This is a genomic window from Pseudomonas sp. GD03875 (assembly GCF_029840585.1).
Taxonomy (GTDB): domain Bacteria; phylum Pseudomonadota; class Gammaproteobacteria; order Pseudomonadales; family Pseudomonadaceae; genus Aquipseudomonas; species Aquipseudomonas paralcaligenes.
The window spans coordinates 15,851-30,206 of record NZ_JAOCCV010000031.1 but is presented as its reverse complement, the minus strand read 5'-3'; the positions used below and the strand labels follow the sequence as shown (position 1 = coordinate 30,206).

11 protein-coding genes and 1 pseudogene are annotated in these 14,356 nt (G+C 67.8%); 6 read left to right on the top strand and 6 right to left on the bottom strand.

The features are described 5' to 3' along the window. Window positions 1-151: 151 nt before the first annotated feature. The 4 genes from secA (at window position 152) to N5D30_RS21115 (ending at window position 5,910) form a co-directional block, all read left to right on the top strand. Window positions 152-2,893, top strand: a complete 2,742-nt coding sequence (gene secA, locus N5D30_RS21130; RefSeq protein ID WP_279910583.1) for a preprotein translocase subunit SecA — start codon at window positions 152-154, stop codon at window positions 2,891-2,893. 98 nt (window positions 2,894-2,991) lie between these two features. Beyond that, window positions 2,992-4,209 carry a bifunctional glutamate N-acetyltransferase/amino-acid acetyltransferase ArgJ gene (argJ, locus tag N5D30_RS21125; RefSeq protein ID WP_279910582.1) on the top strand — a complete coding sequence of 406 codons (1,218 nt, stop codon included), beginning with the start codon at window positions 2,992-2,994 and terminating at the stop codon, window positions 4,207-4,209. 130 nt (window positions 4,210-4,339) lie between these two features. Then, window positions 4,340-4,972: a glutathione S-transferase family protein gene (locus tag N5D30_RS21120; RefSeq protein WP_279910580.1), complete on the top strand. Its 633-nt coding sequence runs from the start codon at window positions 4,340-4,342 to the stop codon at window positions 4,970-4,972. Next, a complete protein-coding gene (locus N5D30_RS21115) occupies window positions 4,969-5,910 on the top strand; it encodes a Nudix family hydrolase (protein ID WP_279910578.1) in 942 nt (313 codons plus the stop codon). Before N5D30_RS21120 ends, N5D30_RS21115 begins: the two co-directional genes overlap by 4 nt. A 59-nt stretch (window positions 5,911-5,969) precedes the next feature. Here N5D30_RS21115 and N5D30_RS21110 read toward each other — a convergent pair whose 3' ends face one another. From N5D30_RS21110 to N5D30_RS21095, 4 genes and pseudogenes are all read right to left on the bottom strand, one after another. After that, on the bottom strand, window positions 5,970-6,551 hold the full coding sequence (locus N5D30_RS21110; RefSeq protein ID WP_279910576.1) for a cob(I)yrinic acid a,c-diamide adenosyltransferase: 582 nt from the start codon (window positions 6,549-6,551) through the stop codon (window positions 5,970-5,972). Further along, window positions 6,551-8,572, bottom strand: coding sequence for an ATP-binding protein (locus N5D30_RS21105; protein ID WP_220813946.1), 2,022 nt, complete (start codon window positions 8,570-8,572; stop codon window positions 6,551-6,553). Before N5D30_RS21105 ends, N5D30_RS21110 begins: the two co-directional genes overlap by 1 nt. Before the next feature lie 43 nt (window positions 8,573-8,615). After that, entirely contained in the window at window positions 8,616-9,527 is a 912-nt protein-coding gene (locus tag N5D30_RS21100) for a putative 2-dehydropantoate 2-reductase (RefSeq protein ID WP_279910575.1), read from the bottom strand. Beyond that, a pseudogene (locus tag N5D30_RS21095) lies at window positions 9,524-10,501 on the bottom strand (response regulator); the annotation flags it as partial. The gene N5D30_RS21100 and the pseudogene N5D30_RS21095, both read right to left, overlap by 4 nt. Window positions 10,502-10,640: 139 nt before the next feature. Here N5D30_RS21095 and N5D30_RS21090 point away from each other — a divergent pair. Then, complete coding sequence (locus N5D30_RS21090) at window positions 10,641-11,120, top strand: YajQ family cyclic di-GMP-binding protein (protein WP_220813949.1); 480 nt, start codon at window positions 10,641-10,643, stop codon at window positions 11,118-11,120. A gap of 122 nt (window positions 11,121-11,242) precedes the next feature. Next, a complete protein-coding gene (locus N5D30_RS21085) occupies window positions 11,243-12,088 on the top strand; it encodes a mechanosensitive ion channel family protein (RefSeq protein ID WP_220813950.1) in 846 nt (281 codons plus the stop codon). Here N5D30_RS21085 and N5D30_RS21080 read toward each other — a convergent pair whose 3' ends face one another. Together N5D30_RS21080 and N5D30_RS21075 are read right to left on the bottom strand one after the other, a co-directional pair. After that, window positions 12,089-13,705, bottom strand: a complete 1,617-nt coding sequence (locus tag N5D30_RS21080) for an AmpG family muropeptide MFS transporter (RefSeq protein WP_279910574.1) — start codon at window positions 13,703-13,705, stop codon at window positions 12,089-12,091. 140 nt (window positions 13,706-13,845) lie between these two features. Next, on the bottom strand, window positions 13,846-14,217 hold the full coding sequence (locus N5D30_RS21075) for an MGMT family protein (RefSeq protein WP_279910573.1): 372 nt from the start codon (window positions 14,215-14,217) through the stop codon (window positions 13,846-13,848). Window positions 14,218-14,356: the final 139 nt, after the last annotated feature.

Below are 14,356 nucleotides of genomic sequence, written 5' to 3'. Positions count from 1 at the left end.
GTGTGTCAGGCACATCCGGCCGGTACGCGGGAGTTCGCCCTTTTCTCGCCTACGTTTCCGAGTAGAATGCCCCCTTTGCATGCAGCCGAGTGGCTGCCGGGCTGGCCTTCTGCGCTGCCCCCCATCCCCCAGAGTGGAAGAATCTGCCGATATGTTTGCGCCACTGTTGAAGAAAATCTTTGGAAGCAAGAACGAGCGTGACGTCAAGCGCATGCTCAAGACAGTGAGCGCGATCAACGCCCTGGAAGAGCAGATGCTTGCCCTTTCCGACGAGCAACTGCGGGGCAAGACGGAAGAGTTCAAGTCCCGGGTGGCCAAGGGCGAGACGCTCGATCAGCTTCTTCCCGAAGCCTTCGCCGTGGCCCGCGAGGCCGGCAAACGGGTGATGGGCATGCGTCACTTCGACGTGCAGCTGATCGGCGGCATGACCCTCCACGAAGGCAAGATCGCCGAGATGCGCACCGGCGAGGGCAAGACCCTGGTGGGCACCCTGGCGGTGTACCTCAACGCGCTGTCCGGCAAGGGCGTGCACGTGGTCACGGTGAACGACTACCTGGCCCGCCGCGATGCCAACTGGATGCGCCCGCTGTACGAATTCCTCGGCCTGTCGGTCGGCGTGGTGATCCCGTTCATGGGCCCGGAAGACAAGCGCGCCGCCTATGCCGCCGACATCACCTACGGCACCAACAACGAGTTCGGCTTCGACTACCTGCGCGACAACATGGCCTTCGCCCAGGAAGAGAAGTTCCAGCGCGAACTGAATTTCGCCGTGATCGACGAAGTGGACTCCATCCTCATCGACGAAGCCCGTACCCCGCTGATCATCTCCGGCCAGGCCGAGGACAGCTCCAAGCTGTACAAGCAGATCAACCAGCTGATCCCGCGCCTCAAGCAGCACATCGAGGAAGAGGAAGGCGTGGTCACCCAGGAAGGCCACTACAAGGTCGACGAGAAGACCCGCCAGGTCGAACTCAACGAGGCCGGCCACCAGTACGTCGAGGAAATGCTCGCCGCCGCCGGCCTGCTGGCCGAGAACGAGAGCCTCTACGCCGCGCACAACCTGGGCCTGCTGACCCACGTTTACGCCGGCCTGCGTGCGCACAAGCTGTTCCACCGCAACGTCGAATACATCGTGCAGAACGATCAGGTCATCCTGATCGACGAGCACACCGGCCGTACCATGCAGGGCCGCCGCCTGTCCGAGGGCCTGCACCAGGCCATCGAGGCCAAGGAGGGAGTGAACATCCAGGCCGAGAGCCAGACCCTCGCCTCGACCACCTTCCAGAACTACTTCCGCCTGTACAAGAAGCTCTCCGGCATGACCGGCACCGCCGACACCGAGGCCTTCGAGTTCCGCCAGATCTACGGCTTGGACGTGGTGGTGATCCCGACCCACCGCCCGGTCGCGCGCAAGGACTACAACGACCTGGTCTACCTGACCCAGGAAGAGAAGTACCAGGCGATCATCACCGACATCCGCGAATGCCAGGCCCAGGGCCGGCCGATCCTGGTCGGTACCGCCTCCATCGAGACCTCCGAATACGTCTCCAGGCTGCTCGAGGAAGCCGGCATCGAGCACAAGGTGCTCAACGCCAAGTACCACGAGAAGGAAGCCGAGATCATCGCCCAGGCCGGTCGCCCGGGCGCCGTGACCCTGGCCACCAACATGGCCGGCCGCGGTACCGACATCCTGCTGGGCGGCAACTGGGAGGCCGAGGTGGCTGCCCTGGAAGCGCCTACCGAAGAGCAGATCGCCCAGATCAAGGCCGACTGGCAGAAGCGCCACCAGCAGGTGATCGAGTCCGGCGGCCTGCATGTGATCGCCTCCGAGCGTCACGAATCCCGCCGTATCGACAACCAGCTGCGCGGCCGTGCTGGCCGTCAGGGCGACCCGGGCTCCAGCCGCTTCTACCTGTCGCTGGAAGACAGCCTGATGCGCATCTTCGCCTCCGACCGGGTGAAGAACTTCATGAAGGCCCTCGGCATGCAGGCTGGCGAGGCCATCGAGCATCGCATGGTGACCAACGCCATCGAGAAGGCCCAGCGCAAGGTCGAAGGCCGCAACTTCGACATGCGCAAGCAGCTGCTTGAGTACGACGACGTGGCCAACGAGCAGCGCAAGGTGATCTACCACATGCGCAACAGCCTGCTGGCCGCCGACAACATCGGCGACACCATCGTCGAGTTCCGCGAGGAAATGCTCAACGCCACCATCAATACCCACCTGCCGCCGCAGTCGCTGCCCGAGCAGTGGGACATCGCCGGCCTGGAGGCCGCGCTGCACAGCGACTTCGGTCTGCGCCTGCCGATCCAGCAGTGGCTCGACGAAGACGAGAAGCTGTACGAGGAAACCCTGCGCGAGAAGATCCTGGCCGAACTGACCGCGGCCTATGCCGAGAAGGAAGAGCTGGCCGGCGCCGAGGCCCTGCGTACCTTCGAGAAGCAGATGCTGCTGCGCGTGCTGGACGACTTGTGGAAAGACCACCTGGCGACCATGGATCACCTGCGCCACGGCATCCACCTGCGCGGTTACGCGCAGAAGAATCCGAAACAGGAATACAAGCGCGAGTCCTTCACCCTGTTCCAGGAGCTGCTCGACTCGATCAAGCGCGACACCATCCGCGTGCTGTCCCACGTCCAGGTACGCCGCGAGGACCCGGCCGAAGAAGAGGCCCGCCAGCGCCGCGAGGCCGAGGCCATGGCCCAGCGCATGCAGTTCCAGCATGCCGAGGCCTCCGCCATGCCGACCGCCGAGGCGGAGGGCGAGGGCGCCGAAGGCGACCTGGCGATGGTGGCGGCACCGGTGCGCAGCGAGCCGAAGATCGGCCGCAACGAGCCGTGCCCCTGCGGGTCCGGCAAGAAGTACAAGCATTGCCATGGCCAGGTGAGCTGACCCGCTTCCGGCCTGCTATATAGACGACGCCGCGACCGGTCCTGCCGCTCGCGGCGTTTTTCCAATCTTCGCTTCACTGCCCAACAAGGAGCGTTCCCATGGCCGTCGGTCTTGGTCCCCTGTCCAAGCTGCACCCTGTTCCCGGTTTCGAACTCGGCATCGCTTCCGCCGGCATCAAGCGCCCGGGGCGCAAGGATGTGGTGGTGATGCGCTGCGCCGAGGGCTCGCGCATCGCTGGTGTGACCACCACCAACGCCTTCTGCGCGGCCCCGGTAGTCGTCACCCGCGAGCGCGTGACCGGCGACGTGCGCTACCTGCTGACCAACACTGGCAACGCCAACGCCGGCACCGGCCCGGATGGCCTGGCCAACGCCCGCCGCACCTGCGCCGCCCTGGCCGCGCTGACCGGCGTGGCCGAGACGGCCGTGCTGCCGTTCTCCACGGGGGTGATCGGCGAGCCGCTACCCGTCGAGAAGATCGAAGGTGCCCTGCAGGCCGCGCTGGACGATCTCGACGAAGACCATTGGGCCGAAGCCGCCACCGGCATCATGACCACCGATACACTGCCCAAGGGCGCCAGCCGGCAGTTCCAGCACGATGGCGTGACCGTCACCGTGACCGGCATCAGCAAGGGCGCCGGCATGATCCGGCCGAACATGGCGACCATGCTCGGCTACATCGCCACCGACGCCAAGGTGGCGCGTGGCGTGCTGCAGGACCTGGTGCGCGACGCCGCCAACAAGTCGTTCAACCGCATCACCATCGACGGCGATACCTCGACCAACGACTGCTGCATGCTGATTGCCACCGGCCAGGCGCCGTTGCCGGAGATCGCCTCGGCCTCCGGCGAGCTGTTCGCCAAGCTGCGCCAGGCGGTATTCGAGGTGTTCATGGAAGTGGCCCAGGCCATCGTCCGCGACGGCGAGGGCGCCACCAAGTTCGTCACCGTCCAGGTCAACGGCGGCGGTACCCACCAGGAGTGCCTGGACGTGGCCTACGCCGTGGCCCACTCGCCGCTGATCAAGACCGCGCTGTTCGCCTCCGACCCCAACTGGGGCCGCATCCTCGCCGCCGTCGGCTACGCCGGCGTGCCGAACCTGGACGTCAGCAGGATCGACGTGTTCCTCGGCGAAGTCTGCATCGCCAGCAAGGGCGCCCGCGCCGCCAGCTACACCGAGGCCCAGGGCGCGGCGGTGATGGCCCGCGAGGAGATCACCATCCGCATCGAACTGGGTCGCGGCGGCTGCAGCGAAACCATCTGGACCACCGATCTGTCCCACGACTACGTGAAGATCAACGCCGAATACCGCACTTAAGCGGGTCCCCCTCTCCCCTTGGGAGAGGGGCCAAGGGTGAGGGTCTTCCAGACGGTTCGTGGCTGCCAATGGCTCCCTCATCCCGGCCCTCTCCCTGAGGGTGTCAAAGCAACGCCACAAGGAGACTGCCATGCCCCTCAAACTGGTGATCGGCGACAAGAACTATTCCTCCTGGTCGCTGCGCGGGGCGCTGGCCCTGGATCTGACCGGCGCGCCCTATGAAGAGGTCGCGGTGCGCCTGTTCCAGCCGGATAGCCGCAGCCAGCTGCTGGCCCATTCGCCGGCCGGCAAGGTGCCGGTGCTGCTGACCGAGGAAGGGCCGGTGTGGGATTCGCTGGCCATCGCCGAATATCTCGCCGAGCGCTTCCCCGAGGCGCACCTGTGGCCGCGCGGCCAGTACGCCCGTGCCCTGGCGCGCAGCGTCTGCGCGGAGATGCACAGCGGCTTCGTCGCTCTGCGCAGCCACATGTCCATGGACCTGGCGCGCGACCAGGCGCTGGCCGGGATTCCCGCCGAGGCCCAGGCCGATATCGACCGGGTGAGCCGCCTGTGGGCCGACTGTCGCCAGCGCTTTGGTCAGGACGGCCCCTTCCTGTTCGGCCACGCCAGCATCGCCGACGCCTTCTTCGCCCCGGTGGCGGCGCGCCTGCGCAGCTACCGGGTGGCCCTGCCGGACGAGGCCGCCGCCTACGTCGAGACCATCTACCAGTGGCCGGCCTTCCAGCGCTGGTACCAGGCCGCGTTGCAGGAGGTCGGTGCGTGAAGCGCATTCATGTAGCCGCCGCGGTGATCCGTGGTGCCGATGGCCGGGTGTTGATCGCCAAGCGACCGCAGGACAAGCACCAGGGCGGCCTGTGGGAGTTTCCCGGGGGCAAGGTGGAGGAGGGCGAGGCCGTCGAGCTGGCCCTGGCCCGCGAGCTGGAAGAGGAACTGGGTATCCGCGTCGGTGCCGCCCGGCCGTTGATCCAGGTGCACCACGACTATCCGGACAAGCAGGTGCTGCTGGATGTCTGGGAAGTCTCCGCCTTCACCGGCGAGCCTCATGGCGCCGAGGGCCAGGCGCTGGCCTGGGCCACCGAGCGCGAGCTGCTCGACTACGAATTCCCGGCGGCCAACCAGCCGATCGTTGCGGCGGCGCGCCTGCCCGATACCTACCTGATCACCCCCGAAGGCCTGGAGCCCGGCGAGCTGCTGCGCGGGGTGCGGGTCGCCCTGGCCAGCGGCGCCAGACTGATCCAGCTGCGCGCGCCAAACATGTTCGATCCCCAGTATCGCGACCTGGCGGTAGACATCCTGGGCCTCTGCGCCGGTAAGGCGCAGGTGATGCTCAAGGGCCCGCTGGAGTGGCTGGGCGACTTCCCGGCCGCCGGTTGGCACCTGAGCGCCGAGCAGCTGCGCAAATACGCCGCCAATGGCCGGCCCTTCCCCGGCCAGCGCTGGCTGGCGGCTTCCTGCCATGACGCCGAGGAGCTGGCCCTGGCCGTGCGCATGGGGGTGGATTTCGTCACCCTGTCGCCGGTGCAGGCCACCCAGACCCACCCGGACGCCGCGCCGCTGGGCTGGGAGGCCGCGACCGACCTGCTGCGTACCCTCAACCTGCCGGCCTTCCTGCTCGGCGGCGTCGGCCCGCAGGACCGCGAACGCGCCTGGCAGGCCGGCGCCCAGGGCGTGGCCGGTATCCGTGCGTTCTGGCCGGTGTGACGACTGCGTAGGGTGCGCCGTGCGCACCGGAAGACTCGCAGCGGTGCGCGTGGCGCACCCTACGGGGCGGGCTTCTCCGCCGCCTGCCAGAGCACTTCGCTGATCTGCGTGCGGCGGGCGATCAGGCGGGCGGCGACGAACAGCAGGTCGGACAGCCGGTTGACGTAGGCCATGCCCACTGGGCGGACCGGTTCCTCGGCGTTGAGCTGCTGGCAGCGACGTTCGGCAGTGCGGGCCAGGCTCCGGCAGACGTGTGCCTGGGCTACCAGGCGGGAGCCGCCGGGCAGGATGAAGTTCTCCAGCGGCCCCACTTCCTCGTTCCAGCGGTCGATGGCCGCTTCCAGGCGCTCCACTTCGCCTTCCTGCAGGGCCTGGTAGGCCGGCATCGCCAGTTCTCCGCCGAGGTCGAACAGGCGGTGCTGGCAGGGCGCCAGGACCTCGATGACCTCATTCAGGCCCGGCCACCGGGTCGTCTGCTCGGCGAGGTCCGCCAGCAGCAGGCCGAGCTGGCTGTTGAGGGTGTCCAGCTCGCCCATGGCCTCCACCCGCGGATGGTTCTTGGCCACCCGGCGGCCGTCGGCCAGGCCGGTTTCGCCCTTGTCGCCGGTCTTCGTGTAGATCTTGCTCAGTCGGTAGCCCATCAGTTGCTCGCGTTCTCGCCGGGGGCGGTCAGTGGCAGGCGCAGGGTGAAGCAGGTGCCCTGCCCCTGGGTGGACTGCACTTCCATCTGCCCCTTGTGGTTGTTGGTGACGATGAAATAGGAGACGGATAGGCCCAGGCCGGTGCCCTGGCCGACTTCCTTGGTGGTGAAGAAGGGCTCGAAGATGCGCTTGCGCACCAGTTCGGGCATGCCGATGCCGTTGTCCTCCACCTGGATTTCCGCCCACGGCGGGTTGAGCCGGGTGCGCAGGACGATGCGCCCGGGCTCGCTGTCGTCGTCGCGCAGGTGGATGGCCTGGGCGGCGTTCTTCAGCAGGTTGAGCAGCACCTGTTCCATCTCGTTGGCGGTGGCCGGGATGGGGCCCAGGTTCGGGTCGAAGTCGCGCTCGATGGCGATGGCCTTGAAGTCGAAGCTCTCGGTCAGGTCGAAGTCGTTGCCGGCGATCTCCAGCGCCTGGTCGATCAGCACAGGCAGCTGGCAGGGCGCCAGCTGCCGGTTGCTGCGCCGGCTGAAGGCGAGCATGTGGCTGACGATCTTGGCCGCCCGCGAGCCGGCCTGGGCGATGCCTTCGAGCAGCTGGGGGATTTCCCGGGCGTCCAGGTAGGCGGTGACGTCGTCCAGCGCGATGCCCACTTCCACGGCAATATCCTGGTTCTTCGCCAGCTCCGGCGACAGGCGCCGGCGGATGTTCTGCACGTTGTGCAGGATGGCGCCCAGCGGGTTGTTGATCTCGTGCGCCATGCCGGCGGCCAGGCCGCCCACCGAGAGCATCTTCTCCGACTGCACCATCATTTCCTCCAGCGACAGGCGCTGGGTGATGTCGTCGATGCGGATCACCACGCCGCGGCCGCCGGCGCCCATCAGCGGGTAGAAGGTCAGCGCGTAGTGGTGGGCCTCCTCGCCCTTGCGCCAGGTCACCCGCTCGATCTTCTCCACCCGGTGGTGGTCGGCGGTGCGCTTGAGCTGAGCGAGGAACGGCTTGAGCGGCGGGAAGGCGAGGAACACCGGCTGGTTCAGCGCCTCGTCCAGCGGCGTGCCGGAGAGGGCGCTGGCCTCCTGGTTCCACTGGGTGACGTAGAGCTGGTCGTCGAGGGCGATCAGCGCCGAGGGCATGGAGTCGATGATGTTGTTCAGGTAGTTCTGGAAGCCGGTGAGCTTCTTCTCGATCTTGCTGCGCACCTGCACTTCCAGCTCCAGCTTGCGGTTGGAGTGGCGGGTTTCCTCGGCCAGGCTCTGGGCCTGGGAGAAGGCGCTCTCGGCGTCGTCGCGGGCGCGCTTGAGCTGCTGCTCGCGGGCTTCGATGCGGCTGAGCATGGTGTTGAAGGCGTCGGCCAGGCTGCCGATCTCGTCGCGGTTGCCGCGGGCGGCGCGCAGCGAGTAGTTCTCCTCGCGGGTGACCTGGCGCGACAGTTCTTCCAGGCGGCGGATCGGCCGGGTGATCAGGCGCCGCACCTGGCGCGCGATCAGCGCCCAGAGCACCACGCTGAAGGCGAGGATCACGGCGCTGGCGGTGAGGGTGCCGGTATAGAACGCGCCGGGCAGCTCGCTGGAGGCGACCAGCAGCAGCCGCCCCGGGGCCTTGCCCGGTTGCGGCAGGTCGATCAGCTGGGTGGCGCGGAATTCGGCCAGGCGCCAGTGGGCCAGTTCGTCGCTGCGCGAGGGCAGGTTCAGCGGCTGGCCCAGCTGCAGTTCGGCCAGGCGCACTCCGGTGCTGTTGTAGAGCGCGGCGGCGCGCAGCGGCGCATAGCCTTCCAGGCGCTCCAGCACCTTGCGCGCGGCTTCGGGGGATGACAGCGCGTGGCGGCTCAGCTCGGGAGTGGCGATCAGCTTGCCGAGGGTCTGCAGGGCTTGCGGCGCGACGCTTTCCTGGGAGATCCAGTAGGCGGCACTGATGAAGGCCAGGTTGGCCACCAGCATCACGGTCGCCAGCAGTATCAGCAGCGCGGCGAGCAGCTTGCGGCCCACGGGCAGGTTGTCGAGGCGCTGACGCAGGCTGGTCAAGGAGGGGATTCCGTTCGGGACGAGAGGGCAGGGTAGCGCTCGTTCAGGTCACGGGCAATCCGCGTGCGGTCAGGTGCTCTCGCAGCCGTTGCAGCAGGTCGTCCAGCGCGGAAAGCGTCAGGCCCAGGCGTTCGGCCTGGGCGCAGGCATGGCCGAGCAGGTAGGCGATCTCGGTGCGCCGGCCCCGTGCCACGTCCTGGTGCATGGACGAGTAGTTCGCCGCGGTGCCGTCGATCACCCGCAGCACTTCACCGTGCAGATCCTCGGCGGCTTCGGCCTGGCCGGCACGCTCCAGCAACACCGACAGTTCCTCGCAGAGCTCGGCGACTTCCCCGGGCCAGGCGCGCAGGCCGCCGTTGCGGCAGTCGTGCAGGACGGTCAGCGGGTTGATCGCGCAGTTCAGGGCCAGTTTGCGCCAGAGCTTGGCGAGGATGTCCGCCGTCCACTGGTGGGGAATGCCGGCGGCGCGCAGGTCGTCCAGCCAGGCCGGCACTTGCTCTTTGCCCTGAATGCCGAGCCAGGTGTGGCCGCGGCCGGCGTAGACCACGCGGAAGTCGGCCTCGCGGAACGCGCCTTCGGTGCTGGAGGCGAAGATGCAGCGGGTGTGGGGCAGGCGTGCGGCGACCGCATCCTGGCTGCCCAGGCCGTTCTGCAGCAGGACGATCTCGGCGCCCGGGGCCAGGCGCGGCGCCAGAGCGGCGGCGGCTTCCTCCGCGTCGTAGGCCTTGCAGGCCAGCAGCAGGCGCTGGATCGGCGTATCGGTGGCGTGGGTTTCCGCGGGGATCGGGTAGAGGTGGCTGTCGCCGTCCTCCACCAGGGTCAGCCCACCCAGGGCGTGGTAGCGGGCCAGGGCGGCCGGGTCACGCAACACCAGCCGGACCGGCACGCCGGCCCGGGCCAGGCGAGCCGCCCACAGGCCGCCGAGGCTGCCGGCGCCGAGGATGTGCCAGGTCACTGTGACAGCGGCAGGCGCACCGCGCTGACCCGGCCACTGGCGTAGGATTCCGGCAGCACTCGCGCCGCTTCGGCGAACAGGTACTGCGGCTCGACCGGCAGTGCCTTGCTGTCCAGGCCGACCAGGGCGATGCCGGCCTTGAGGCTGATGAAGCCCTCGCTGGTCTTGAACGCCTTGAGATTGAGCCCGTCATGCACCCGCTTGAAGCTGCTGGGCGAGCATTCCTGCAGGTCTTCGAGCATGGCGATCATGCCGAAGTGGGTGTCGTCCACCCGGATCAGCACGTCGAGAGGGCGCACCAGCTGCTGCAGGCGGCGGGCCACGCCGTGCAGCACCTCGTTCCAGAAGGCGCCGCCGTACTGGCGGCTGAGGGCCTGGCCTTCCTGCAGGCCGATCAGCAGGTAGCACACGGCGCCGCCGCGGGACTCCACCTGGCGCAGGCAGTCGTGCATCTTCTGCTGCAGGTAGCGCGGGTTGCCCAGGCCGGTCAGCGGGTCGACCAGGTTGCGCTGCTCCAGGCTGGCGATGTTCTGGGTCAGCATGCGGTTTTCGTTGAGCAGGCGGTGCAGGGTGTTGCACAGGCGATCGGCAGCGTAAACGCGTGGCACCAGCTGTTCGTTCATCGCGGCCTTGCTGATGAAGTCGTCGACGCCGCGGTCGAAGGCCTCCACCAGCACGTTCTCGCCTTCCTTGCCGGTGAGCAGGATGACGTAGGTGTAGTGTTCGGCCGTCTCGTCCAGCTGGCGTACCCGGGCGGTCAGTTCGAGACCGTCCATCTCCGGCATCAGCCAGTCGGCCAGCAGCACGCTGGCGGGGCGTTTTTCCAGTTGCTGCAGGGCCTCGGCGGCGCTGCTGGCAAAACGCACGTCCTGGTAGCCGGCCTGGCTCAGGGCACGGCCGATCATGGCGCTGGAGAATTTGGCGTCGTCCACCACCAGGATGCTGAGATGGGGGTTGGGCATTGAGGGGCTCGCTGGCAGAGGAAGGAGGGGACGCCGCAGCTTGGCCGAGCGGCGTGTATCAGACTGGTTATAATGAGCGCGCCATTTTTATCGTCAAGTCAGGCGCGTTCAGTCCGTGAGGGGGATCGCGCCGTCCATCAGGAGCAAGCCCATGCCTTCGTTCGACGTGGTGTCGGAACTGGACAAGCACGAACTCACCAACGCGGTCGACAACGCCATCAAGGAACTCGACCGCCGCTTCGATCTGCGCGGCAAGTGCAGCATCGAGAGCAAGGACAAGACCATCACCCTGACCGCCGAGGCCGAGTTCATGCTCGAGCAGGTGCTCGACATCGTTCGCGCCAGCCTGATCAAGCGCAAGATCGACAGCCAGTGCATGGAGGCCAAGGACCCCTACGCCTCCGGCAAGGTGATGAAGCAGGAAGTGACCTTCCGCGAAGGCATCGACAAGGAGCTGGCGAAGAAGATCGTCGCCCTGATCAAGGACGCCAAGCTCAAGGTGCAGGCCGCCATCCAGGGCGAGCAGGTGCGCATCACCGGCAAGAAGCGCGACGACCTGCAGGAGGCCATCGCCCTGCTGCGTGGCCAGGACCTGGGCATGCCGCTGCAGTACAACAACTTCCGCGACTGAGCGAACGCACCAGAGCCGGAGGAGGAACCTCCCCGGCCTTTTTCCCGTCGCACAAGAAGCACCATCGTGACGCCATGGCTTGCCATGGCGTTGTTGTTTCCGGCGAGAAGAGGAGTGCGGGCATGGACCTGACCGATATCAACATGAATCAGCTGGTGACGGCTTCGGAGGCCTGGTTCCCGGTCGTCATCGCGTATGGCAGCCGGCTGTTGCTGGCCTTCGTCACCCTGCTGATCGGCTGGTGGCTGATCAACCGGCTGACTGCGCGGGTCGGCGCCCTGATCGCCATGCGCCACACCGACAAGGCCCTGCAGGGCTTCATCGAGAACCTGGCGAACATCGTGCTCAAGGTGCTGCTGGTGATCAGCGTGGCCTCCATGGTCGGCATCGAGACCACCTCGTTCATCGCCGCGATCGGCGCCGCCGGCCTGGCCATCGGCCTGGCGCTGCAGGGCAGCCTGGCGAACTTCGCCGGCGGGGTGCTGATCCTGCTGTTCCGCCCGTTCCGCATCGGCGACTGGATCGAGGCGCAGGGCGTCAGCGGCACCGTCGACAGCATCCAGATCTTCCATACCGTGCTGCGCACCGGCGACAACAGGACGGTGATCGTGCCCAACGGCGCGCTGTCCAACGGCACCATCACCAACACCTCGCGCCAGGCCACCCGCCAGGTGGTGTTCGACGTCAAGGTCGACTACGACAGCGATCTGCAGAAGGCGCAGCAGGTGCTACGCGAGATGGCTGAGGACCCGCGGGTGCTCAAGAATCCCGCGCCGGCGGTGGTGGTGGCGGGCCTCGGCGAGACTGCCATCACCCTGTCGCTGCGGGTGTGGACGGCCAACTCGGACTACTGGCCGGTGACCTTCAGGTTCAACGAGGAAATCCGCGACCGCCTGCGCCAGGTCGGCGTCGACATCGCCACACCGGGGCTGCTGGCGCGGGGCCTGAAGGTGCCCGAGCCGAGCTGATCAGGGCTCGCTGCGCGGCACCGCGGCGGCGGGTTCCGGCGCCGGCAGCGGCTGGCGCCCCTGGCGGCTCCACTGCACGACGATCAGGATCAGCGTGGGCACGCCCAGCAGCGCGGTGGCGATGAAGAACTGGGCGTAGCCGGCATTTTCCACCATCACCCCCGAATAGCCGCCGACCAGGCGTGGCAGCAGCAGCATGATGGAACTGAGCAGGGCGTACTGGGTGGCGGAGAACTGCAGGTTTGTCAGGCTCGACAAATAGGCCACGAAGGCGGCGGTGGCCAGGCCCGAACTCAGGTTGTCGAGGGCGATGGTCACCACCAGCATCAGCATGTGCGGGTCCAGCGCCCATAGCAGATGGCTCACCGTCTGCTCGGCGTAGAGCGCGGGCTGGGTGACCGCGCCGAACCCGGACAGGGTGGCGAACAGCAGGTTGGTGCCCGCCGAGGCCACGCCGCCGAGGAGCAGGATCGGCAGGATGCCGAAGCGCACGATGAGCAGGCCGCCGAGGGCCGCGCCGAGCAGCGTCATGATCAGGCCGAACAGCTTGCTGACGCTGGCGATCTGGCTCTTGGCGAAGCCCATGTCGATGTAGAAGACGTTGGCCATCACGCCCATCACCGTGTCCGACATGCGATAAGTGGCGATCAAGCCGAGCAGCAGCAGCGCCTGCCAGCGGTAGCGCAGGATGAAGTCGTTGACCGGGGTCAGCACCGGCGCCAGGCCGCGTCGGCCCATGCGCGACAGGCACACGGCGGTGAGGATGGCGTAGAGGCCGAAGCGCATGAAGGCGCGATCCTCGCGGGCCAGTTCGGTGAAGCTGATCTCGCCGCTCAGCATCAGGAACACGTCGCTGCGGAAGAACTGGGTGAACATGGCCGGCATGGACACCAGCAGCACGATCAGTACCAGCACCGAGGCCAGCTGGCGGTACAGGCCGTAGCGCGCGGCGGCGATCTGGGTGCGCAGCGGCACCGGCGGCTCGCGCATCCACAGCGTGGTGATCAGCCCGGGCAGCATCAGCATGGCGAACAGCAGGTAGGTGCTGGCCCAGGCGCCATGCTGGTAGCCGGCCCCGGGAGTGCCGAACCAGCCGGCGAAATACAGGGCGCCGGCGGTGGCCAGCAGCGCGGCGACCCGGTAGCCGGCCATGTAGCTGGCGGCCAGTGCGGCCTGGCGGGTGTCGTCGACGATCTCAAGGCGGTAGGCGTCCACCGCGATGTCCTGGGTGGCGGAGGCGAAGGCCACCACCACGGCCACGCCGATCAGCCAGGACAGGTGTTGCTGCGGGTCGCACAGGGCCATGCCGATCAGGCCGAGGGCTACCAGTCCCTGGGACAGTACCAGCCAGGAACGGCGCCGGCCGAGGCGGCCGAGCAGGGGCAGGCGCCACTGGTCGAGCATCGGCGCCCACACCCACTTGAAGGCGTAGGCCAGGCCGATCAGGCTGGCGTAGCCGATCGTCTGGTGGGTCACCCCCGCCTCGCGCAGCCACACCGAGAGGGTGGAGAACACCAGCATGTACGGCAGCCCGGCGGCGAAACCCAGCAGGAGCAGGGCCAGTGCGGCCGGGTGGGCATAGGTGGCGAGGGCTGCGCGCCAGGTTTTACGGGGCATGTGTGGTGTTTTCGGCTGCTAGCACGGGCAAAGGGCGCACTCTAGGGGCTGTTGCCGTTCCGGCGCAAGCCGCGTTCGGCGGCATGTCGCGGGAAGGACGGTATTTCCGCCCGTGTCAGACGCGGATCGTGGCCGTCCGTTCACTCCGACGGGTGCCAGGCGTGGCGACGCATGTCGACACGGTCGTTGCGGATGGTCAGTCCTTCGGCGCGCAGGCGCGCGCGTTGCTCCTCGCCAGAGGGCGTTCCGGCCGCCAGGCTGAGGCGGCCACCCGCGCCGAGCACGCGATGCCAGGGAAGGCGGGTGTCCGGCGGCAACTGGCTGAGGGTGCGGCCCACCCAGCGCGCTGCCCGGCCCAGACCGGCCAGCGCTGCCAGTTCACCGTAGCTGACCACCTTGCCTTCGGGGATCGCCGCCAGCACCAGGTAGAGCGCGGCGCGGCGTGCTTCGGCGCTGTCCGTGGCCTCCAGGGTTGGCGTGGGGGCTGGCGCCTTCTTCGGTGCTCTGGCCATGTGCTGGTGTCCCTTCGGGCTGACTCCGGTCGAGGAGAGCATATCGGCACCCCTGGCGGCGAGTCGATGGCCGCGAGAGGCCACGATAGAGCACCGCGGCTGAACTTCGAGGGGGATTCTCGGGTCTGTGCTTGCTCAA